The sequence below is a fragment of the Streptosporangium sp. H13245 genome, assembly GCF_055690525.1.
This window is the reverse complement of record NZ_JBSZKT010000016.1, coordinates 82,822-105,255: the sequence shown is the minus strand read 5'-3', so window position 1 is coordinate 105,255 and position 22,434 is coordinate 82,822. Positions and strand designations below refer to the sequence as shown.

General features: G+C 70.6%; 16 protein-coding genes. 8 read left to right on the top strand and 8 right to left on the bottom strand.

Annotated features, from left to right (window positions below):
* Positions 1-45 precede the first annotated feature (45 nt).
* Positions 46-1,953: a glycosyltransferase gene (locus ACW9TB_RS23070; protein ID WP_472750118.1), complete on the bottom strand. Its 1,908-nt coding sequence runs from the start codon at positions 1,951-1,953 to the stop codon at positions 46-48.
* Between the two features lie 71 nt (positions 1,954-2,024).
* Between ACW9TB_RS23070 and ACW9TB_RS23065 the strand changes: the two genes are divergently transcribed.
* Entirely contained in the window at positions 2,025-3,683 is a 1,659-nt protein-coding gene (locus tag ACW9TB_RS23065; protein ID WP_472750117.1) for an asparagine synthetase B family protein, read from the top strand.
* Between the two features lie 515 nt (positions 3,684-4,198).
* Entirely contained in the window at positions 4,199-5,920 is a 1,722-nt protein-coding gene (treS, locus tag ACW9TB_RS23060) for a maltose alpha-D-glucosyltransferase (RefSeq protein WP_472750116.1), read from the top strand.
* 42 nt (positions 5,921-5,962) lie between these two features.
* On the opposite strand, the gene ACW9TB_RS23055 is transcribed toward treS, so the two are convergent.
* The 3 genes from ACW9TB_RS23055 to ACW9TB_RS23045 form a co-directional block, all read right to left on the bottom strand.
* Positions 5,963-8,242: an ABC transporter permease gene (locus ACW9TB_RS23055; RefSeq protein ID WP_472750115.1), complete on the bottom strand. Its 2,280-nt coding sequence runs from the start codon at positions 8,240-8,242 to the stop codon at positions 5,963-5,965.
* A gap of 166 nt (positions 8,243-8,408) precedes the next feature.
* Positions 8,409-9,149, bottom strand: coding sequence for an ABC transporter ATP-binding protein (locus tag ACW9TB_RS23050; protein WP_472750147.1), 741 nt, complete (start codon positions 9,147-9,149; stop codon positions 8,409-8,411).
* A 26-nt stretch (positions 9,150-9,175) separates the two neighbouring features.
* The gene (locus ACW9TB_RS23045) at positions 9,176-9,682 is read right to left on the bottom strand and encodes a PadR family transcriptional regulator (protein ID WP_436759590.1); all 507 of its coding nucleotides are present in this window, start codon (positions 9,680-9,682) and stop codon (positions 9,176-9,178) included.
* A 128-nt stretch (positions 9,683-9,810) separates the two neighbouring features.
* Here ACW9TB_RS23045 and ACW9TB_RS23040 point away from each other — a divergent pair, with 128 nt between their 5' ends.
* From ACW9TB_RS23040 to ACW9TB_RS23015, 6 genes are all read left to right on the top strand, one after another.
* The gene (locus ACW9TB_RS23040; protein WP_472750114.1) at positions 9,811-11,085 is read left to right on the top strand and encodes an ABC transporter substrate-binding protein; all 1,275 of its coding nucleotides are present in this window, start codon (positions 9,811-9,813) and stop codon (positions 11,083-11,085) included.
* A gap of 105 nt (positions 11,086-11,190) precedes the next feature.
* Positions 11,191-12,519: an ABC transporter substrate-binding protein gene (locus ACW9TB_RS23035; protein ID WP_472750113.1), complete on the top strand. Its 1,329-nt coding sequence runs from the start codon at positions 11,191-11,193 to the stop codon at positions 12,517-12,519.
* A 275-nt stretch (positions 12,520-12,794) separates the two neighbouring features.
* Entirely contained in the window at positions 12,795-14,201 is a 1,407-nt protein-coding gene (locus ACW9TB_RS23030; RefSeq protein WP_472750146.1) for an ABC transporter permease, read from the top strand.
* Positions 14,198-15,073, top strand: coding sequence for a carbohydrate ABC transporter permease (locus ACW9TB_RS23025; RefSeq protein WP_472750112.1), 876 nt, complete (start codon positions 14,198-14,200; stop codon positions 15,071-15,073). Before ACW9TB_RS23030 ends, ACW9TB_RS23025 begins: the two co-directional genes overlap by 4 nt.
* Before the next feature lie 83 nt (positions 15,074-15,156).
* Positions 15,157-15,834, top strand: coding sequence for a uracil-DNA glycosylase (locus ACW9TB_RS23020; protein WP_472750111.1), 678 nt, complete (start codon positions 15,157-15,159; stop codon positions 15,832-15,834).
* Between the two features lie 37 nt (positions 15,835-15,871).
* A complete protein-coding gene (locus ACW9TB_RS23015; RefSeq protein ID WP_472750110.1) occupies positions 15,872-16,234 on the top strand; it encodes a hypothetical protein in 363 nt (120 codons plus the stop codon).
* Positions 16,235-16,366: 132 nt separating this feature from the next.
* On the opposite strand, the gene fxlM is transcribed toward ACW9TB_RS23015, so the two are convergent.
* From fxlM to fxlA, 4 genes are all read right to left on the bottom strand, one after another.
* Entirely contained in the window at positions 16,367-17,572 is a 1,206-nt protein-coding gene (fxlM, locus tag ACW9TB_RS23010) for a methyltransferase, FxLD system (RefSeq protein ID WP_472750109.1), read from the bottom strand.
* A gap of 91 nt (positions 17,573-17,663) precedes the next feature.
* Positions 17,664-18,818 carry a lanthionine synthetase C family protein gene (locus ACW9TB_RS23005; RefSeq protein ID WP_472750108.1) on the bottom strand — a complete coding sequence of 385 codons (1,155 nt, stop codon included), beginning with the start codon at positions 18,816-18,818 and terminating at the stop codon, positions 17,664-17,666.
* Positions 18,815-21,712 (bottom strand): lantibiotic dehydratase, encoded by a 2,898-nt coding sequence (locus tag ACW9TB_RS23000; RefSeq protein ID WP_472750107.1) that lies wholly within the window; start codon positions 21,710-21,712, stop codon positions 18,815-18,817. Before ACW9TB_RS23000 ends, ACW9TB_RS23005 begins: the two co-directional genes overlap by 4 nt.
* Positions 21,713-21,933: 221 nt before the next feature.
* Positions 21,934-22,071 carry an FxLD family lanthipeptide gene (gene fxlA / locus ACW9TB_RS22995; RefSeq protein WP_472750106.1) on the bottom strand — a complete coding sequence of 46 codons (138 nt, stop codon included), beginning with the start codon at positions 22,069-22,071 and terminating at the stop codon, positions 21,934-21,936.
* Positions 22,072-22,434 lie beyond the last annotated feature (363 nt).

Sequence of the window (22,434 nt, the reverse complement as noted above, 5' to 3'; positions counted from 1 at the left end):
GCTCGTCAGAACATCAGCTCGTCGACTCGTCAGAGCGTCAGAGCGTCAGATCAGGGCGTGCGGGTCGGCGGGGCCGTAGTCGACGAGCTGGGCCGAGCCGAGCAGCCAGCGGTCACGGTCGCGAAGGCAGACGTACCCGAAGCGGTCGGCGGAGAAGACCTTGATCCCGTCCGCGCGGCACTGGCGCATCAGCACGTCCGCCCAGTTGTCCGAGACGTCGGCGAAACCGATGCCCCGCAGGACCGCGCGGCGGGCCAGCAGGGTCGCCCCCGCGACGTCCGGCAGGTAGGAGTACTCCGACGAGGGCTGGCGCAGCACGGTCGCCGCGACGTCGCGCAGGTGGGCGTAGTAGGCCGCCTTGCCGACGATGTCGGCGTTGGCGAACAGGAAGGCCCGGCTGAGATCGGTCAGATAGTGCTCGCCGTACTGGTCGCGGGCGTCCATGACCGCCACCAGGTCGCCCTGGCACAGGTCGAGGGCGCGGTTGAGCAGCCCGCCCGTGGTCAGGCCGGAGTCGGAGCGGCGCACCGTGACGTCCACGCCGTCGGGCATCGCCTCGCGGGCCCGCCCCGCGGCGTCCGGGGCGTCCGACAGCAGCACCAGCTGGACGACGCCCTTCTGCGGCGCGACCTGGGCCAGGGTGTGGCCGAGGTCGCCGCGGTCGATCATGATCACCGAGATGTTCAGGGTGGCCCTGCCGCTGGGCAGGCCGATCGCGTCCAGCAGGTCGTCGACCTTGTTGGTCATCGTGCCCGAGGCGTACGCCTGGCGGAGCGCCAGGTGGGCGCGGCGCGGGTCGGGCTCGGCGCCGATGGGGGTGCCGCAGGCGGCCAGCTCGGCCATCCGCCAGGGCTCCGTGCCCGGCGGGCAGTCGACCGCGACGGGCCAGCGGTAGGAGGTGAGCACGTCGGGGTAGGACAGGTGCCCGGGAAGCAGCTCCTCCAGGGAGAGCACCCGCCCGAACCGGTCCCCGGCCAGCGGCAGCGGGTTGTGCACGCGCGGCTGGACGGCGAAGGGCAGGATGCCCAGCGAGGGTGTCCGGCGCCCCTGCTCGGGCTCCTGGGCCGCCAGCGCGGTGCCCCACGGCCCCACGGCCTTGGGCAGCGCGGTCACGACGTGCTCGAACAGCCTGGCCGCGGCGACGAACTCGGCGGGCGCGCCCCCGGTGTGCCAGAAGACCGTGCGGATGCCCCGCTCGGCGCACCAGGCCAGCAGGGCGCGCAGCCCCTGGCCGGGGTGGCGTATCTCCTCCGCCCACGGCCCCTCGGTCACCGACTCGACCAGCAGCAGGTGCGGGACCTCCGCGGCCAGCACCCGGGCGAAGTCCCTCGGCGTGAAGCCGGTGCTCTGGCGCCACTCGTAGCGCAGCAGCGCCTCGCCGTGCGGCGCGGCGATCACGGCCGCGGTCAGGTGCGGGCGGGTGTTCGGGCCGGTCGGGACGCGGTACGGCTTGAGCTTCACCGACCTGCCGCCGACGGTCCTGACGGAGCTGGTGGCCTGGAAGGACGCCCCGGGGACGGGTGCCTTGTCGCCCGTCTTGCGCGGCACCGGCTGGCGCTTGGGAGCGGTCGGGCGCTTGGCGGGCTTGGCCGCCCCGCGCAGGCCACGCGCCAGCCGCACCGGGTTGCTCTTGCCCGTCTTGATCGCGTCACCCAGCCGTGACCAGCGGGCCACCTGCACCGAGGAGAGCTTCCACTTGGCCACCTCGGCCTGGTAGCGCTGCTCGGCCAGGTCCTTGCGGAGCTTCTCCTCGGCCGCGTTCGCGGCTTCGAGCTTCTCCTCGGTCTCGCTCAGGAGATCCTTCACCCCGCGCAGCTCCTCGGCCGCACGCTCCGCATCGGCGATCTTGGCCTGTGCCGCGTCGAGCAGGCGGGCCAGCTCGGCGGCCCTCTCCGCGTGCGCCACCGCCTCCCGCAACGCCTGTCGTGTGCTTTCGAGTTGCTCGCCCGCCACGCCGTCCTCCGTTTCGTGAGCCGGGCGAAAGGATACCCTTTGGTCAATCGCGACACAGAGGAGTCAGCACGGTGCAGTGGCCGACGTTCAATGTGAGGCCGTACGTCTGCGGCGGCATCGGGCACCTCGACGAGGCCGTCCTGGAGACGCTGCGCGGGGCCGGGCCGCGGGTCAGACCCGCCGTCCAGGCCGGGAACGCGGCCCTGTTCAGCTCCTCCCCACTGCCCCCCTACCGGCGGGACGAGCGCACCTGGGCCTTCGCCTGGGGGGAGCGTACGCCCGGCGGGGCGGCGCCGTGGATCACGGTGGCGGAGACCTACGAGACCCCCGGCCTGATCGACGACGGCGAGCGGATCACGCTGCACGCCGGAGGTCTCGGCCTCGTGGACGTCTACTACCTCTCCCTCGGCGGGGCGGTCTACTTCTCCTCGCTGCTGGAACCGCTGCTCTCCCTCGCCCGCACGCCGTACGAGATCAACTGGGACGCCTGGGCCTCGATCATCCAGCTGACCTTCCCGTTGCGCGACGACACCCCGTACACGCAGGTGAAGCGGCTGGCGGGGGCGAGCGCGCTGGTCTTCGACCGGGCGTCGGACCGGATCGGCGTCGAGCGGCTGCTCCCCCGGTGGCTGCGCGAGGAGCCCTACGAGGCGGGACGGACCGCCGGGGAGATCCTGGAGATCCTGCACGAGGTCTACAAGGAGTTCGACGGGCGCCCGCTGCTGGTGCCGGTCAGCGGCGGCTACGACTCGCGGCTGCTGTGCTCGGTGGCGGTGGCGCGCGGGGCCGACGTGGAGTCGTGGACGACCAGCCCCGACGACGGCACCGACACCGACATCGTCTTCGCCAGGTCGATCACCCGCGAGCTGGGCGTACGCCACCGGGTGATCCCACAGGACGCCGCCGCCTATCCCGACGACGCGCTGGCCGCGGCGCGGCGGCTGGAGTTCCTCACCCCGCACCACGCCTGGTACACCCCGTTCGCCCGCGAGGTGCACCGGGCGGGACGAACCCTGGTCGACGGGCTGGCCGGGGGGCCGCTGCTGAAGAACTTCATGGTCAGCGGAGCCGCGCTGGACGCCTCCACGCAGGCCGAGCGCAAGGCCGCGCTGCTCGGCTCGCTGGCGCTGGGCTCCCCGTCGGTGCCGTTCCTGTCGGAGGGGGCCGAGTCCTGGATCACCGACAGCGTCGGGCACGCCTTCACCCAGTCGACCGCCATGCTCAACGGCCACCGGGCGGAGCTGCCGCTGTCGGTCCTGCACACCAGGACCGCGCGGGGCATCGCCCGCTCCCCGGTCAACCTGGTCGGCCCCGAGGCCTCGTTCGCGGCGCCGTTCATCCACCCCGCCTTCTTCGACGCGGCGCTCTCGGTCGGCGTGCACCGCAAGGACCAGGGGCGCTTCTACCGCGAGGTCCTGTACGCGGCCAACCCGCGCGTGGCCGCGCTGCCCTCCACCAACGTGGTCAAGCAGCCGCTCCAGCGGATCCCGCTCCGCTCGGCCGCCGCGCCCGCCAGGGAGTACGGGCACCGGATGCTCACCCGGGTCGCCGATGCCGTGCCCTCGCTGCTGTCGGAGCACCTCCACGGCGTGGTCGCCGAGGGCCCCGACGGGCTGGCGCGGTTCAACGGCTGGAACGACCGCTTCTGGGTACGCGGCCTGGTGCTGTTCGGCGCCTGGCTCGGCGACCACCAGGACCAGCTGCCCGACCTCACCCCGCCCTGGGACTGATTTTTCTCCGCTCACCCCCGCCTGCCCGTACCGGTCCGGCGGGGTTTTTCGTGGGCTTTGGGAGGTTTTCTAGGGCTTTCGGGGGGCTTTTTCGCGCCTCCGGGAGACCCGGTTCCGGACCCCTTCGCAAAGGACTGAAACCCGGTGGCGCCGGGTGATCCGTTTGCCGTCCCGATCTCCGGGCATGGGGCCAGGTCACCCCCGTGAGGCGTGTCGTGTTTCGCACAGGAAAACGGTGAGCGACACGGCGATTACGCAGCCGTGGCGCGATGCGCGGGAGAATTCCGTGGGACGGGCGCGATGTACCACGCCAAGGGGGCTTCGAGGGCCTCAGGTGGCTGGTAGTGTTCGGCCCAGAAAGCGCCACAACGGACGGCCCTCAATCACAAATTAGGTCCGTCCGCGGCCATGGAGCTCGTGGGGATGACGGCTCCCGCCGGCGCGGTCACCAAACATCATCAGCCGGAGCATCCGGTGACTTCGTCCTGCCCTTCATCACCGTGAGCGAGAACACGATGAATCCATCCCCCCTGCCCTCCCCCTCCCAGGAGTCCGTGGCCGAGGACTTCGTCTCGGCGGACCCCCAGTGGTACAAGCGCGCGGTCTTCTACGAGGTCCTGGTCCGCGGGTTCAAGGACTCCAACGGAGACGGCACCGGCGACCTGCGCGGTCTCATCGAGAAGCTGGACTACGTCGAGTGGCTCGGCGTCGACTGCCTGTGGCTGCTCCCGCTGTACGAGTCTCCCCTGCGTGACGGCGGATACGACATCTCCGACTACATGAAGATCCTGCCGGACTTCGGCGACCTCGGAGACTTCGTGGAGCTGATCGAGTCGGCGCACCGGCGCGGCCTGCGCATCATCACCGACCTGGTGATGAACCACACCAGCGACAAGCACCCCTGGTTCCAGGCCTCCCGGCACGACCCCGAGGGCCCGTACGGCGACTTCTACGTCTGGTCCGACAACCCGACCGGGTACCCCGACGCGCCGATCATCTTCGTCGGCGCCGAGGAGTCCAACTGGACCTACGACCCGGTCCGCAAGCAGTACTACTGGCACCGCTTCTTCCACCACCAGCCGGACCTGAACTACGAGAACCCGGCGGTCCAGGAGGCCATGCTGGAGGTCCTGCGGTTCTGGCTGGACCTGGGCATCGACGGCTTCAGGCTCGACGCGGTGCCCTACCTCTTCGAGCGCGAGGGCACCGACTGCTCCGGCCTGCCGGAGACCCACGCGTACCTGAAGAAGGTCCGCGCGGAGGTCGACCGCCTCTACCCGGACCGGGTGCTGCTGGCCGAGGCCAACGGCTGGCCCGAGGACGTGGTCGAGTACTTCGGCGACCCCTCGGTCGGCGGCGACGAGTGCCACATGGCCTTCCACTTCCCGCTCATGCCGCGCATCTTCATGGGCGTGCGGCGGGGCAGCCGCGAGCCGATCTCCGAGATCATGTCGCGCACCCCGAAGCTCCCCGACAGCGGCCAGTGGGGCATCTTCCTGCGTAACCACGACGAGCTGACGCTTGAGACGGTCACCGAGGAGGAGCGCGACTACATGCACGCCGAGTACGCCAAGGACCCGCGCATGCGGGCCTACCTCGGCATCCGGCGCCGCCTCGCCCCGCTGCTGGAGAACGACCGCGACCAGATCGAGCTGTTCACCGCGCTGCTGCTGTCGCTGCCCGGCTCCCCGGTCATGTACTACGGCGACGAGATCGGCATGGGCGACAACATCTGGCTGGAGGACCGCGACGCGGTCCGCACCCCGATGCAGTGGAGCCCCGACCGCAACGCGGGCTTCTCCAAGGCCGACCCCGGGCGCCTGTACCTCCCCGTCGTCATGGACCCGATCCACGGCTACCAGGCGGTCAACGTGGAGGCGCAGCAGAAGAACCCCGCGTCGCTGCTCCACTTCACCAGGAACATGCTGGCTATCCGCCGCGACCACCAGGTCTTCGGCACCGGCGTCTACAACGAGCTGTGGTCCAGCAACCCGGCGGTGCTCAGCTTCGTCCGCGAGGACGGCGACGACCTGATGCTGTGCGTCAACAACCTGTCGAAGTATCCGCAGCCGGTCGAGCTCGACCTGCGCCGCTTCGCGGGCATGATCCCGGTCGAGGCCAGGGGCGGGGTGCGGTTCCCCGCCGTCGGCACCCTGCCGTACCTGCTCACCCTGCCCGGTCACGGCTTCTACTGGTTCTCGCTCAAGAACTCCGACATCCCCGGCGTCGACGCCTGAGCCCCTCCGCGGGACAGCCCCGGGACGGTCACCGTCCCGGGGCTATCTCGCGGTGACCGGGACCTGGGCGCGGGCCGCGCGCCCGGCCGGGATCAGCGTCACCAGCAGGGCGGTCCCGACCGCGACGAGCACCGCGACGGCGAGCGTCAGGACCGAGGGCGTACGGCCGATGCCCGCGCCGACACCGCTGGTGTGCCCCTGAAGGTCGATCAGCCCGCCGACCAGCGAGGCCCCGGCCGCGGTGCCCGCGACCACGCCCAGCACGATCAGCAGGCCGGTCCCGGTGACCAGGGTGGCCGCCACCTGCCGGGGCGTGAGGCCCATGGCCTTGAGCACCGCGAGGTCGAGGGCGTGGTCGCGCAGGCCCAGGGCGCTCGCCGTCAGGAGGTTGGCCAGGCCGAGCAGGGCGAGCACGACGATCAGCGCCACGATCACCACGCGGATGATCGCGAGCCGTTCGGCCGGGTTGACCACCCGCTGCACCTCAAGGGCCTCCCCCGAGGCGATCAGCAGCCGCGCCCTGACCTCCGTCGGGTCGGCGCCCGGCCGCAGCACCAGGCTGTAGAACTGCGGCGGCACCGCGTCCTTGGCCGCGAGGCTGTCGATCCCGAAGGAGAGCACCTCGCCGTCCTGGTCGGGCTCCACCACCCGGCCCACGAGGTGCACGATCAGCGGGGTGCCGCCGACGGTCAGCCGGATCCGGTCCCCGATCTTCGCGTCCAGCAGGTCGAGCAGCCCCTGCCCGGCGACGGCCTCCCCCCTGGCGGCGTACATCCGCCCCTCGACGACCGAGAAGGGGTACGGCTCGGCGGAGGTTCCCGCGGCGCGGGCCAGCACGCTCCTGGTCTGCTCGGGCTCCAGCGCGGGCACCTCGGTGCCGGGGTAGGCGGCCAGCACCTCCGGGTCGGCCCTGGCGAGCCGCAGGGCGTCGTCGGCCGGGAGCTTGTCCGGGCGCACGACGAGCGCCGCCGCCTGGCCGACCTGCTCCGGGTGGCGCAGGAAGTCGTCCAGGGTGGCCCAGCAGCCGAGCCCGATGGTGATCATCATCATCGGGACCGCGACGCCGAAGATGCTCAGGAACGCCGGGACGCGCCGGGTGAAGGCGTCGCGGGTGCCCAGGACCAGGGCCGGGGGCAGCCGTACGAGGAGTGCCAGGCGCGCCAGCCGCGACAGGTGCCCCCTGGGCGGCGCCGCGGGGGCCGCGGGGACGGGCGGGGTGCGGCCGCCCCGCCAGGCGGGCAGGGCCACCGCCACCAGGACCACGGCGGCGGTGCCACCGGCGATGGCGAGCAGCGGGGCCGGGGAGAGCGGCAGGATCGGCACCCCGTCCAGGACGAACGAGGCGGCGACCTGCCCGCAGACCAGCCCGATGGCGATGCCGAGCAGCCCGAGCGCGCCGTGCTCGGCCATGAGCACGCCGAAGACCTGGCCCCGGGTGTAGCCGAGGGACTTGAGGGTGGCGATGTCGCGCGTCTGGCTCAGCACCCGGCCGCCCACCGCGTTGGCGATGGCGAGGGCTGCGGCGACCAGCCCGGTGATCCCGAACAGCGCGAGCAGCAGGCCGAGCAGCCGGTTGTCCAGCTCCATCGAGGCGCGGACCTCGCGCCAGGTGGACATCCGCTGGATCTGCTCGTCCAGGAGGGTGACGGCGCCGTGGACGGCGGGCAGCGTGGCCTCCCCGTCGGCCAGGCGCAGCCCGGTGACCGACTCGCTGCGGCCCAGCGCGGGCTCGACCCTGGCCAGGACCGGCGCGAGCGTCCAGGCCAGGCCGGGCGTCCACTCGGGGTAGAACCCCTGGTCGGCGGTGTCGGCCAGGCCGACCACGATGAGCGGGTGGGTGGCGCCGTTGAGCGCGGTCACCGGGAAGGTGCCGCCCACCCTCAGGCTGAGCGCCCTGGCGAAGGAGCGCTCGACGACCACGCCGTCGGTGTCGCCGGGGCGGAGCGGGCGCCCCTCGCGGATCAGCGGGGCGGCGACCCTCGGCGGCGTCGCGGACAGCTCCCGCAGCGCCACCGGCGACTTCTTCCCGTCGAGCGTGAGGGTGACCGGGGCCGACCGGTAGGGGCCGGCGACCTGGACCACGCCGGGGAGCCGCGACAGCGCGGCCGGGTCGGGGGCGTCCTTGGTGTGTATCCACACGTGCGCGCCCCTGGACTCGGCGAACAGCCCGCGCCACGGGTTGGTGCCGTCCTCCAGCAGGGTCGCGGAGGTGATCAGCGCCGTGACGATCCCGGCCACGGCCAGCACCGTCAGCAGCGCCTGGATCCTGCGGGCCCTGAGGTCGGCCCGGATCCACCGCACGGAGGCGCGGACGGTGCTCACGGCGACGTCCCCCGTACGGCTCGTGGAGTCTGTGGAGTTTGTGGAGCCCGCGACGGAGCCCACGACAGGGCCCGCGACGGGATCCGCGACGAAGCCCCCGAGGACGCGGGCGGGGAAGGCGGGAGGCGCACCGTCGAAGCGGGCGGGGAGGGCGGAAGACGCACCGTCAGCCTCTCAGCTCGACGACGTCGCCCGCGCTGCCCTTGGGGCGGCGGCGGACCAGACCGGCGCCGCCGTCGTCGACGACCTGACCGTCCAGGAGGGAGACCACCCGGTCGGCCAGGCTGGCCACCCTGGCGTCGTGGGTGACCAGGATGACGGCCTGGCCGTCGCGGTGGACCTCGCCGAGCAGGCGCAGCACGTCGCGGGTGTTGCGGCTGTCGAGGTTGCCCGTGGGCTCGTCCGCGAGCAGCAGGCTCGGCTCGTTGGCCAGCGCGCGGGCCAGCGCGACCCGCTGCTGCTCGCCCCCGGCGAGCTGGGAGGGGGCGGCGTCGGCGCGGGCGGTCAGGCCGAGCTCGCCGAGGAGGTACTCGCGGCGGCGCCGGGCCTCGCGGGTGGAGGCCCCGGCCAGCAGCGCGGGCAGCTCGACGTTGTCGGCGACGGTCATGTTGGCGACGAGGTTGAAGAACTGGAAGACGAAGCCGATCTTCCGGCGGCGGAGCAGGGCCCAGGCGCTCTCGTTGAGCGTGTCGGCGCGCTGCCCGTCGAGCCAGATCTCGCCGCTGGTCCTGGCCTCAAGGCCGCCGATCATGTGGACCAGGGTGGACTTGCCGGAGCCGGACGGGCCCATGATCGCCACGAACTCCCCCGGGCTCACCCGTAGGTCGACCCCCCGCACGGCGGGCACCGGCACCCCGCCGTCCTGGTAGATCTTGACGAGATTGACGGTTTCGACCACGGGAACCACCGGGGTCACGGGAGCCACTGGAGACGTCAACTCAGGTCCTCCTGGCAGCGTTCGAGCCAGTCGAGGTCGGCCTGGAGGTGCAGCATGGCCCCCTCGACCAGCAGAAGCGCGACACGGTTCTCCGGGTCGGTCCGCTCGGCGAGCTCGTTGAGGTCACGCATGAGTCCGAGGTAGTGACGACGCTGGCGGTTGATCATCGCCATCCTGTCGGCGATGCCGGTCATCGGGGCCAGCACGAGCTTCATGAAAAACTCGTCCCGGACCCTGGGCCCCTCGGAGGGCTCGTCCACCCACGTGTCGAGGATCTCGCGTCCGGCGGCCGTCAGGTAGTAGACCTTCTTGTTCGGCCGGTTGGACTGCTCGACGTCCACGGCGCGCACCAAGCCGTCCTTCTCCAGACGGCCGAGCGTGACGTAGATCTGCCCGATGTTCGGTGAAGGGTAGGCGCTGCCGAAGATCTGTTCAAGTGCCTGTTTGAGCTCATAGCCGTGGGCAGGTTCCTTCGCGAGGAGCGCCAGCAGCGTCAGCCGCACGCCCCACCTCCTCGGAGAGCTCGTTACGTGAGCGTTACGGGGTTATCCGTTGACGGTGATGTTATCGCTATGCATAACATGCATGCATCTACCTAACACGTATGTAACCAACTGGAAACCGGGAGGTCATGGTGCGTCGACTCATCCCCGTCGCGCTCACCGTGCTTCTCGGGCTCGCCGGGGCGGGGTGTTCGGCGGCCGGCGCGCGGGAGACCGAGCGGTTCGGCGGGACGGGTCCCTTCACCCTCGTGATCGGCCGCGACACGACCGCGTACCTGCAGCCGCTGCTCGACCGATGGAACCAGACCCACCCCGGGGAGCGGGCGACCCTGCTGGAGCTCCCCGAGGCGGCCGACGAGCAGCGCGCCCAGATGGTCGCCAACCTTCAGGCCAAGAGCGACCGCTACGACGTGCTCGGGCTCGACGTGGTCTGGACGGCGGAGTTCGCCGAGGCCGGCTGGATCCTGCCGCTGGAGCGCGCGATGTTCCCGCTCAACCGGTTCCTGCCGCCCGTCGTCGACACGGCGGTCTACCGGGGCAAGCTCTGGGCGGTTCCGTACACCAGCAACGCCGGGCTCCTCTACTACCGCAAGGACCTACTGGCCAAGGAGGGCTTCAAGCCGCCGAAGACCTGGGAGGAGCTGCGCGCCCAGGCGCGCGCCCTGCACGAGAAGTACGGCATCGGCGGCTACGCGGGGCAGTTCCTGGCCTACGAGGGCCTGACCGTCAACTTCGCCGAGGCCGTGCAGTCGGCGGGCGGGCAGATCCTCAGTCCGGACGGCACCAAGGTGACCATGGACGTGGCCAAGGCGACGGCCGGCCTGAACTTCCTGATCGGAGGGTTCCGCGAGGGGTGGATCCCGCCCGAGTCGCTCTCCTTCAAGGAGGAGGAGTCACGGCTGGCCTTCCAGGAGGGCAGGCTCGCCTTCGCCCGCAACTGGCCGCACGCGTACGGACCGGCCACCGTCTCGTCCGTCGCGAACAAGTTCGGGGTCACCCGGCTTCCCGGGCCGAACGGGCCGGGAACGGGCGCGCTCGGCGGCTACAACCTCGCGGTGAGCGCCTTCTCCAAACGGCAGAAGTCGGCCACCGAGTTCATCCGCTACTTCACCAGCCTGGAGAACCAGCGGCGGGTGCTCGCCGACGGCTCGTTCCCGCCCGTGTGGGCCGAGCTGTACGACGACCCCGCCCTGATCAGGCGTTTTCCCTATCTGCCGGTCCTGAAGCAGAGCATTCTCTCCGCCCGGCCCAGGCCCGCGAGTTCCAACTACAACCAGGTGAGCCTGGTGATCGCCAGCGCGGTCTCCAACGCCCTCACACCACCCTTCGCGAAGGACGGCGACAGTGACGACGTCGTCTCCTCCATGAAGGGCCAACTCGAAGAGATCATCCGGGCTCAATGACGCCGGGGTGATCCCCGGCAGAAGCCGTCATCCCCATTTCGGCTGCTTGTTCGTCCCATATATCCCTCATTTTCAAGCCTCAACGTCTCAGGAGGTCTGCCCAGCATGCGCAGAACCATTGCCGCAGTGACAACGGCGGGACTCGCCCTGGCACTCGCCGCGTGTGGCGGCGGCGAGTCCGCCGCCCCGGCCCCGGCCACGAGCGGCAGCGCGTCCGCGCCGGCCCCGGCCGCCAAGACCCTCGAAGGGGTGACCGTCGAGGTCGCCGCCAAGTGGACCGGCGCCGAGCAGGCCAACTTCGAGCAGGTGCTCAAGGCGTTCCAGGCGAAGACCGGCGCCAAGGTCACCTACGCCTCCACCGGCGAGGACACCGGCGCCTACCTCGGCCCGCGCATCGAGGGCGGCAACCCGCCGGACGTCGCGATCCTGCCCCAGCCCGGCCTGGTCCAGCAGTACGCGGACCAGAAGGCGCTCAAGCCGCTCTCCGCCGAGGTCCAGAAGCAGATCGACGACAACTACACCCCGTACTGGAAGGAACTCGGCTCCGCCGACGGCCAGTCCTACGGCGTGCTGGTGAAGGCGGCCCACAAGTCGCTCATCTGGTACCGCGACCAGGCCTTCCAGGACGCCGGTGCGACGCCCCCCGCCACCTGGGACGACCTGATCAAGACCGCCCAGACGGTCGCCGACTCCGGCACCCCGCCGTTCTCCCTCTGCGGCGCCTCGGGCTGGACGCTGACCGACCTGTTCGAGAACGTCTACCTGTCCACCGCGGGCCCGGAGAACTACACCAAGCTCTCCAAGCACGAGATCCCGTGGACCGACCCCAGCGTGACCACCGCGCTGGAGAAGATCGCCCAGCTCGTCGGCAAGAAGGAGTTCCTGCTCGGCGGCTCCGCCGGTGCCCTGCAGACCGACTTCCCGACCTGCGTGACCCAGGTCTACGGCCAGGACAAGTCGGCGATGGTCATCGAGGCGGACTTCGTGGGCGTCACGGCCGAGCAGTCGGGCGCGAAGCTCGGCGAGGAGGCCAAGTACTTCCCGTTCCCGAAGGCCGGTGACACCGAGCCGGTCGTGCTGGGCGGCGACATCGCGGTGGCGCTGAAGGACTCCAAGGGCGCGATGGCGCTGCTGGAGTTCCTCGCCTCCAAGGAGGGCGGCGAGGTCTGGGCGAAGCTGCCCGGCTACCTCTCTCCCAACCGCAACGTCTCGCCCGACAACTACCCGGACGAGCTGACCAAGAAGCTCGCCGAGACGATCATCGCCGCGGGTGACGCCGTCCGCTACGACATGTCCGACCTCGCGCCCAGCGCCTTCGGCGGCACCGACGGCAAGGCCGAGTGGAAGTTCCTGCAGGACTTCGTCCGCGACTCCTCGGACGTCAAGGGCATTCAGGCCAAGCTTGAGGCCGAGGCCAAGAAGGCCTGGAAGTAGGGAGAGCGGCCGTGACCGATCGGTTAGACGGCCCGCAGGGCCCGCGTGGCGGCGACGCCGCCCGCGGTCCCTCCTCCGGACCTGACGACACCCAGCGGACGGCGCGGGAAACCGGCGCCGCCCCCGCTCCCGGCACCACCCCGGACGCCCGTACGACCGGGACGGTAGCCTCCGCGCCCCCGGAGACTCCCGCGACCTCGGAGACTTCCGCGACCGCGAAGCCCTCTGAGTCGTCCGGGACGGCGGCCTCCGGCGACGGGGACGGCCACCCGGCCCTGTCCGACGTCAGGTCGGACGACCCGGCCGCGCCGGTCGCCGAGCCGGAGCTCGCGACGGCCGGGGCCGCGGCACCGGCTGCGACTCCGGCTCCGGCGGCGGTGCCCGCCGGGGCCTCCCGGCTGGGACCGCCGCCGAGGCTGGCGCTCTGGTTCCTGCTGCCGGGCGCGCTCGTGCTCGGCGTGATGGTGATCTACCCGATCATCTACTCGATCTTCCGGAGCCTCTACGACGCCAGCGGCGGCACCTTCGTCGGAGCGGACAACTACGCGACGATCTTCAGCGACTCCTCCACCCTGACCACGATCAGGAACAACCTGATCTGGGTCGCGGTGGCTCCCGCCCTGGTCACCGTGATCGGCCTCATCTTCGCGGTGCTGACCGAGCGGATCCGCTGGGCGACCGCGTTCAAGCTGGTCGTGTTCATGCCGATGGCCGTCTCCCTGATGGCCTCCGGCGTCATCTTCCGCCTGGTCTACGAGCAGGCCCCCGACCGGGGGGTGGCCAACGCGGTGATCACCTCGGTGACCGGCCTCTTCGGCTCGGACCAGGGCTACCCGGACGCCCGTCCCAGGGAGAACGACCAGTCACCGGTCGCCCCCGGGCAGGGCGGCGGGGTGGTGGCCAAGCGGCCCGCGCAGCCGGGGCAGGCGGTACTCCTGCCGCTCGTGGGCGTGAAGCCCGCCACCCTCGCCTCGGCCTCGACGGCGAAGGCGGCCCAGCCCGGCCCCGGCGAGCTGGCCGGAACCGTCTGGTTCGACTTCACCCAGGGCGGCGGCGGCGCGGCCAACCAGGTGGACGGCACCGAGAAGGCCCTGGCCGGGATGACGGTCGAGGCGGTGCAGAACGGCGCCGTCAAGGCCACCGCCACCAGCGAGGCCGACGGCACCTTCCGCTTCACCGGGCTCGCTCCGGGCGACTACCAGGTACGGCTGCCGCAGTCGAACTTCGACGCGGCCTTCGCCGGGATCCCCTGGCTGGGCCCGACGCTGATCACCCCGGCGATCATCGGCGCGTTCATCTGGGTGTGGGCCGGGTTCGCCATGGTGCTGATCGCGGCCGGGCTCGCGGCCATCCCGCGCGACGCGCTGGAGGCGGCCCGCATCGACGGCGCCACCGAGTGGCAGGTGTTCCGCAAGATCACCGTCCCGCTGCTCTCCCCGGTGCTGCTCGTCGTGTTCGTCACGATGATCATCAACACCCTGAAGGTCTTCGACCTGGTCTTCGTCATCGCGCCGGGATCGGTGCAGCCGCAGGCCAACGTGATCGCGCTGGAGATGTGGCGGGTCTCGTTCGGCGGAGGCAGCAACCAGGGGCTGGGCAGCGCCCTCGCCATCTTCCTGCTGGTCCTCGTCCTGCCGTTCATGATTCTCAACATCCGCCGGTTCAGGAGGGACAACCAGTGACGACCTCCACCCTCGGCGCCCCGCCTCGCGGCGTCCTCGGCAGGATCGTGGACCGGCTGGGCGGCGGCCTGGTCCAGGTGGTACTGGTGGTGATCGGCCTGTTCTGGCTGGTTCCCACCCTGGGCCTGTTCGTGGTCTCGATCCGCGACGAGACCGCCAACAACTCCACCGGCTGGTGGACGATCCTCACCAAACCGGCCGAGCTGACCTTCAAGAACTACTCCGACCTGCTGGCCACCGGGTTCACCGCGTCGTTCTGGAACACCGTGTTCATCACGGTGCCCTCGACCGTCCTGGTGATCGGCATCGCCGCCATGGCGGCGTACGCGTTCGCCTGGATGGAGTTTCCCGGCAGGGACGCGCTGTTCCTGGTGGTGGTCGGCCTGCTGGTGGTGCCGACCCAGATCGCGCTGATCCCGATCGCGAAACTGTACGGCTCGGCCGGGATCTTCGGCTCCATCGTGAGCGTGGTGCTCTTCCACGTCGCCTTCGGCCTTCCCTTCGCCATCTTCCTGCTCCGCAACTTCTTCGCGGGCATCTCGCGCTCGCTGCTTGAGGCGGCGCGAATGGACGGCGCCGGGGAATGGAAAATCTTCTCGACCGTGGTGTTCCCGCTGGCCAAACCCGCGGTCGCCTCGCTCGGAATCTTCCAGTTCCTCTGGGTCTGGAATGACCTGCTCGTCTCCCTGGTCTTCGCCAACACCGAAAACCAGCCGATGACCAAGGCCTTGCAGTCTCAAATGCGGCAATTCGGGACCAACGTGGACATTCTTGCGCCGGGAGCTTTCCTGTCGCTGATCATCCCGTTGGTCCTCTTCTTCGCCTTCCAGCGGTATTTCGTCCAGGGGATGATGGCTGGCTCGGTGAAATAGATAACAGGGGCAGGCCCGGTGCGGCACGCGCTGATTTCCGGCACGCGCCGTACCGGGCCTAAAACCTCGATAGGGTCCTGCACATGGCCGCACGTCCCTTGAACGAAGTCGTGGAAGCCGGGTGGGCCCAGGCCCTCGAACCCGTCGCAGAGAAGATCGCCGAGATGGGCGAGTTCCTCCGGAAGGAGGTCGCGGAAGGCAGGCAGTACCTCCCCTCGGGAGCCAACGTGCTGCGCGCCTTCCAGCAGCCCTTTGACCAGGTCAAGGTGCTGATCGTAGGGCAGGACCCGTATCCCACGCCGGGTCACCCGATCGGCCTGAGCTTCTCCGTCGCCGCGGATGTGCGCCCGATCCCGGGCAGCCTGCGCAACATCTACAAGGAGCTCACCGAGGACCTCGGGCTGCCGATGCCGGGCAACGGCGACCTGACCCCCTGGACCGAGCAGGGCGTGCTCCTGCTCAACAGGGTGCTCACCGTCATGCCGGGCAAGCCCGCCTCGCACCGCGGCAAGGGCTGGGAAGAGGTCACCGAGCAGGCCATCAAGGCCCTCGTCGCCCGCGACAAGCCGATGGTGGCGATCCTGTGGGGACGCGACGCCCGCAACCTGCGCCCGATGCTCGGTTCCGTCCCGGCCATCGAGTCGGCGCACCCCAGCCCCCTGTCGGCCCGCAGCGGCTTCTTCGGCTCCCGCCCGTTCAGCAAGACGAACGAGCTCCTTGAGCGGCAGGGCGCGGCCCCGGTGGAGTGGAAGCTCCCCTAGGCTGTTCCGACCATACCCAGGCACTAGGATTTCCACCATGAGTGATGTATCGGGCACCGAACGCTATCTACGTCTGACCGTTGAGCTGACCGTGGAGGTGCAGGACATCGCCGCCCTGCAGGCCGCCGCGCTGAAAGAGATCACCCACCCTGACGCCGACCTGGACGACGACGAGCGCAAGGAGCAGGCGGAGCTGGTCTCGGCCGACGACACCGGCGCCACCGCGCTGCAGTGGCTGATCGAGCCGGACCACGTCCTGGGGCTGATCGAGCATGTCGACCAGATCGAGCCCCGCGAGGCCGTGCTGGGCGTCGAGCCCTCCGACGGCCCCTCGGACGAGGATGAGGACGACGACGACCACGCGGGGCACGACCACGCCGGTCACGACCACAAGCACTGAGAACGACCCCCGCCACCCCGGCGGTGGTGGGCCTTCCCGGCCAGGCGCCCCGCCGGGAAGACCCCCTGCCGCCGGGGCTTTCTCATCGTGGGGCCCGCCAGGGGCTCCCGGTTGTCGTTCCTCACATGATGATCAGTAGGACACCACCAGCCGGACATGCCGCTTGTCGATGGCGATCCCGCCGGGGAGCTGGTCGTCGGGTGTGCCCGCCGGGTAGACCGTGATGACCGGCTCGGCGTCGCGGTCACTGTTCCACACGGGAATCTGCCCACACAGCCGGTCCGCGAGTTCGGCGCCGGCCGGTCCGTGGCCGACAGCGCCCAGTTCCCACCGGCCCGGACCACCGGTCTCGTCCCGGCGTCGGCTGAGGTAGGCCAGCGAGTCTCCCTCGACCAGGGCGGGGCTGCGCGACGCGACCGCGGGGAAGCACAGGTCGCTGTCGATGGCGGTTTCGCCGGCGGCGAGACGGCACGTTCCCGGCTCGATACCGGTCAGGCGCAGCCAGATCCCGTCGAAGGACTCCCCGCCGCCGACCGTCACCCCGGACCAGGTGGCCGACCTGGGCCGCTCCAGAACCCCGTTGAGCACGTCCACGTCGATCGGCTGGTCAGCGTCCCAGTACAGGGTGACCTGCCCATCGGGGGTGATGTGCCCGGTGCGCTCCCCGTCCTGACCGACCATGGGGACAAAGCCACACAGCTCCACCGATTCAGAAATCAGCCGGTCGCCCTCGCGGACCAGGGCGACGCTGCGGGTCTGGCCTCGCCAGCGCAGCGGCAACACCAGGCGCCCGCCGGGAGTCATCTGCTCCCACCAGGTGGGCGGGATGTCCCACACGCCCACCGTGGCGATCAGACGGCCGTAGGGGGCGCGCTCGGCCGCGCCGAGCACACCGTCCCGCGTGATCACCTGTACGTGGCCGTAGCCGGTCGCGTCCAGTGCCCGCCGGGCCCGCGCGGTCACCTCCGGGTCGATGTCGACCGTGGTGACCTGCCCGTCAGGGCCCGCCAGGTACGCCAGGAGCGCGGCGTTGTAGCCGGTCCCGGCGCCGAACTCCAGAACGCGATCACCCGGGGTGACGCCGAGCTGGTCAAGCATCATGGCCACCACCCTGGGCACGGACGCGCAGCTGAGAGCCGCGCCGTCATCGGCGCTCTTGGTGATCACGGCCTGGTCGCCGTATGCCTCCTCAAGGGGAACACCGGGGACGAACGCGTGGCGCGGAACCGTCCGCATGGCCTCCGCGACGTGACCGGAGCGGGCACGGCCACGCTGCACGATCTGGTCGACCATACGGTCACGCAGCGCCTCGGGCGAGGTGCCGGTGGTGGCGTTCATCGATCGTTTTCCCTTCGTCGGAGAACCGCCGGTGAGAGAGGCAGGCGGATCTTAGCTCGTTGGTCTGGCGGATTGTGGGCGGTCGGGGTCATCAGCCGTTCAGCAGTAGGCAGGCGTCCCACCCCGAGGACGGAGGAGTGTTCGCGGCGGTGGTGTGCTGGGTCAGCAGCACGCCCGCCTCACCCTCCAGCAGGCCACCGCGGGCCGGTGGCCCGTGACGACGCAGGTGGCGTTCCATGCCCGCCCGCAGGCGCGGCAGGAGGTCGGCCAGCTTCCCGCCCCCGGCGTCGGCCGCCGCGCGCCACGTGCTCTGCACCAGACCGGCCCAGCCATGGCACACCGCGGCGTCACCCAGCAAGGACAGCTGCTCGTCGTCGGCCACGCACCCGGCCAAAGCCTCCTCCGCGCGGCGCCGCAACCGCGGGTCGTCCAGCGCCAGGGCGGCGAGTTGCTGGGCGCGGGCCAGGCCCGGTGTGCCGTAGCACCAGGACGGCCGGTGTGGACCTGCCTGCCGAACGCGACCGGCTCGCCGTTCGGACTGGGAGATCATTCCTGGCCACCACGTGCCTGTTCCGGTGCCGCAGCGCCACTGCTCCAACCAGCCGCAGATCCGACCAATCGCCTCGGCCTGCCCGGTCACGGTGATGCCGCGTCGCATCGCGGTGGCCAGCAGCGCCAGCGGCCCGGCGACACCGTGAGCCATGCCGAGGTTGCCGTGACCGCCCGGCCGATGCTGGGAGTGCCCTCCCCCGGCGGCGGTGCCGCACCACCAGCCCGGGAACACCTCCCCGTCGACCGTCAGCGGCTCGGTCAGCCGTACCAGATAAGACAGGACGCCGCGCAGCCGGTCGCTCCCGCCGTGGCGGTGCAGCAGATAGACACCGAGACCGGTCAGACCGCTGACGAGGTCGAACTCCCGCAGCGCCGGGAGACGTCCGCTGTCGATGCGCTCATGGGCCCGGGTCAGGCGGCGCCGGGTGATCGTGGCGACGTGGCCGTCAAGGACGGACAGCACATCCGCGTAGACGGGCTGATCGGCCGCGTGTAAGGCGAAGGCGACAGCGGGAACACCCCGGTACAGGCCGCAGGCGTCAGGATCGGCGACCACGGGCTCACGGGTCATGGCCACCGCCCACTCCAGGACCGTGCTCCACTCACCGCGACCGGTGCGGGCACGCTCGATGTGCAGCAGGGCGATACCCGCCGGGCCCGCACCCAGATCATCGCCCCGTCCGGGCTGTCTCATCGTCCGTGTCCTTCGCGCACTCGCCAGGTGAGAGCGGCTTGCCTGGCCAGACGGCGGCAGGTTCTTTCTCCTTCGCGATCGACGCCAAGGGCCCGGTTGTGATGCATGTGCAGCAGAGATTCAAGGACGGCGTCGGTGTCCGCCCCGGCCGGCAGCCGACTTCGGTAGACGTCCAGAGCAGCCGCGCGGGCCTGCCACGCCGTGATGACCTCCTGCGGCCAGTCGGGCAGCGTGCTGCGTACGACCAGGTTGACTGCCTCGTCGACCACCGCCCGCTCGGCGGAGGTCTCGGCGTGGGCGGGACGGACAGCGAACCACTGGGTCGTGCTGCAGGGATCACCGAGGAAGCCGTGAACGATGTTGGTCATGTTCATCGCCGCCAGGGCGGCGGGTGTGACGGTCAGGCTCCGCAGCTGGGCCGCCACCAGGTGGGAGTCGGCGGCGAACACCGTCTCGGCCGCGTCCATTGCCGTGCCGTACCCGTAGCGGCCAACCTCGGGGAAGTAGGTGTCGAAGACCAGCCGACCGGCCACCCGGGCGTCGCGCAGCCGCTGCGCCCAGTCCCCGACCGCCGCCGTATAGGCCGACCGGCGTTCACCGTCCGGGGCGCGGAGCCGCAACCGCAGGTGGGAAGTCTCCCGCGGGCTCTGGTAGCGCACGAACCAGTAAGGCGGCTCGTCGCCGAGGTCGGCCAGCAGCTCCGCCAAGTGGACGGCGATGAGCTCGTCGTGCCGCTCAGGATGCGTGTGGATCTTCACATACAGCCAGGCAGCGCCGGTCGAGCCCGGCGCCTGCCCATCGTGGTTACGCACCTGGACCAGCGGACCACGCAAAGGAGAGGGGGCGCCCCGGTGCGTCGCCACGAGCGGCACAGCGATCTCGTGGACGCGCCCACCGAACCAGCCGAACCTCGACGCGGTGGCGGCCTCGACGAGTACGGCGTCCCCGCAGCGTTTGAGGTGAGCGCGCAGGAGGTGAGTGTGGAACGGCTCGTCCAGGTTCAGCCGCAGGCTGCGGTCGTCCTCGCGCAGCTCCACCGTGGCCGGGCAGTGCCAGCGCACCCGCCACTCCCACAGGGCGCGCCCTAGCTCCTCGTCGTGGCCGTTCTTCCCGAGGGGTAGATCATCGGCGCTGAGCCGCCAGCGGGCCGGGTGCAGGACGGTGCGTCCGTAGCGCACCTGCGGCAGGTAGGGCAGCCGGTGAGCGTACGGCCCCCAGTCGAACTCGGTCCACGTGGGGCCGAAGGCCCGTGGCAGGTGGGCGAGGAAACGCGCCAGCGGAGCGGGCTGCTTGTTCAGCGCCAGCGCGGAGAACACCTGCGGCTCGATCACCCGCTCCCGTGACAGGCTGACCAGGTGCAAGCGGTCGCGGGTCGCGATGACAGCCATGTCCTCCACCGCGATCGGGGTCTCGTCAGGGCCGCGATGCTCCCCGAGGGAGAGAACGTCAGGCAGATACGGCGGGACGCGGCAGATGTTCTCGGCGTGCGGGTAAAGCGGAGGGAAGGACAACTGCGCCGACAGGGCGCCCATGGTCGCGGTGGGCACGGCCCGGTAAACCCCCTCCAGGCCGGAGCCGGTGGCGGCCAGGGTGAAGCGCGAGGTGAGGGTGCCCGCGCTGCGGGCCGGGGAGACGGTGAGGGTGAAATCACCGCGCTCCAGCGCCTGGAGGCTGTCGGCGTGGACGCGAGCGGCCAGCTCCACGTGGGGCGGGATGGAGCGCTCGTCGATTCGGTCACCGCTCAGGTCGTGGATGTCCTGCTCGGTGAGGATGATCTCCGAACTGGGGGTCACCGTCGCGCGCCACGCCAGCGCCAGGAGTCGTTCGTCGCGTTCCGACGGGCCGACCATCGGCTCGGGCAGGACGCTGCCGGGGTACCCGGCCGGATACCCCAGCCCTGCGTCGGGACTGACGACCTCGGCGAGCGGCACCAGGGCACCGGTGCCGTAGCGGTCCAGGAACGCCGCGTGGAAGGTACGCCATGTCGCCTCCCCTTCCGGTTGCCGGGTCAGGCGCAGCAGCGCGCCGGCGGCCCGCTCCATCTCGTGGACCACCTGGCGGGGAAGCTGCACCGCGCAGTCCAGGCGCAGGTCCACCGCCAGCGGAGTGCGGCCCGCAGGGGACAGTTCACGCATGCGGCGGGTGAGCGTCTCGTATGTCTGGCGCTGCTTGATGCCGATGATCTCGTGGTTGTGGTCGCGCACCTGTGCCTGGATGAATTCGAGGTCGCCCAGCAGCGGCGCGATGGGCGTGGCCGCCGCCGTCGCTTCGTGGAGCCGGTCGATCACCCAGGTCAGCGGGTCGGTGACCGTGAGCGGGGCGCGCAGGCACGTCAGGAGGAAACCTTGTCGCACGAGCGTGGTGAGCACGGTCCGGACCAGTTCTTGGTCGGCGTTGGGGAAGATCTCGGTCAGTGTGGTGGCCAGGTCGGCGAATCGGACGGGCGATGCCGATGCGGTCCGGATCGTTTCGATCTCGATGCCGTAGCGGATCGTCGCCCGGTTCGGGCCGCAGGGCACTTCGAGCCGCTCCTCACCGCGGCGGGCGGCGAGATTGTTGAACACGACATCTAGGCGCTCCAGCAGTTCCGGGCATGCTTCCAGGCGCTCGAGGATGCCGCCCAGCCACTGGGCATCGACGCGGGCGGTGCTCCGATGGTTCTCCCCCCAGCGCACCGCGGCGGTTGGTCCCAGGGACACGTGAGCCACCCCGGCGAAGAGACCGAAGGGAGTGGGGCGGCCGGAAGCGCGAAGCAGGTAACGTGCCGTGGCATACGCGGCGCGGCGTACCTGCTTGGCCCGCACCGGGCGGCCCGCGCGGAGGGTGTCGACGCGGTCCGTGAGGGAACGGCTGGCCTGCCGGATCGCGTCGGTGAGTTCGGGCTTGGACCACACCTGATGCAGCCATGCGCGACACGCTTCGGTGTCGCCTGGGTCGGGCCAGACGGTAGGGGTGTGGCTCAACGTCAGAGCTGCTGCTCGGAGCAGTGCTACTCCGTCGTGCCGGTAGAGCGGCTTGCTGAAGGAGGGCATCATTCCTCCGGCCGGTCGGGATCAGGGTTGGGCGGGAAGGGCCGCGGAGCCGGGGAACGTCCCGGCCCCGCGGAGTCGAGCGGCTAGTCGCTGGTGCAGGAGGAGGCGCAGCTGGGGTCGCACCCGTCGTCGGTGTTGCAGGGCACGGCCGCGTTGCCGGGACCGATGTCGACAATGACGCGCAGGTCGAGGGCGAATAGGGAAAGCGTAGTTGCAGTCATAGCGGGTCCTTCCGGGAGTAAGTTTCTCAGCGCCATGGAATATGACGGCCAGTTGACTTAAGAACTGCATGCCGTCCGCTCGGAGTTGTCAAGAGTTTTCTTTTTCGGCACCTGTTCGGTGTGGCACCGCTTTCGGCTACCTTCTCAAATCACAGGCAGCCGGAAAGGGAAGTCGCCGGAAATACAGCCCCTAGATGCGGGCACGCCTGACGTCAGCCCGCTCACCGAACATTTATTAAAAGGGCTACGTCATGAGGCTTTCGTGTTCCATGGAAAGCCTAAGTGGCGAGGGGTGGCCCTACCTGTGGAATCGGCACGCAGATATCGCGATCGGGTGCCGACACAATGACCTCTACCCGATCC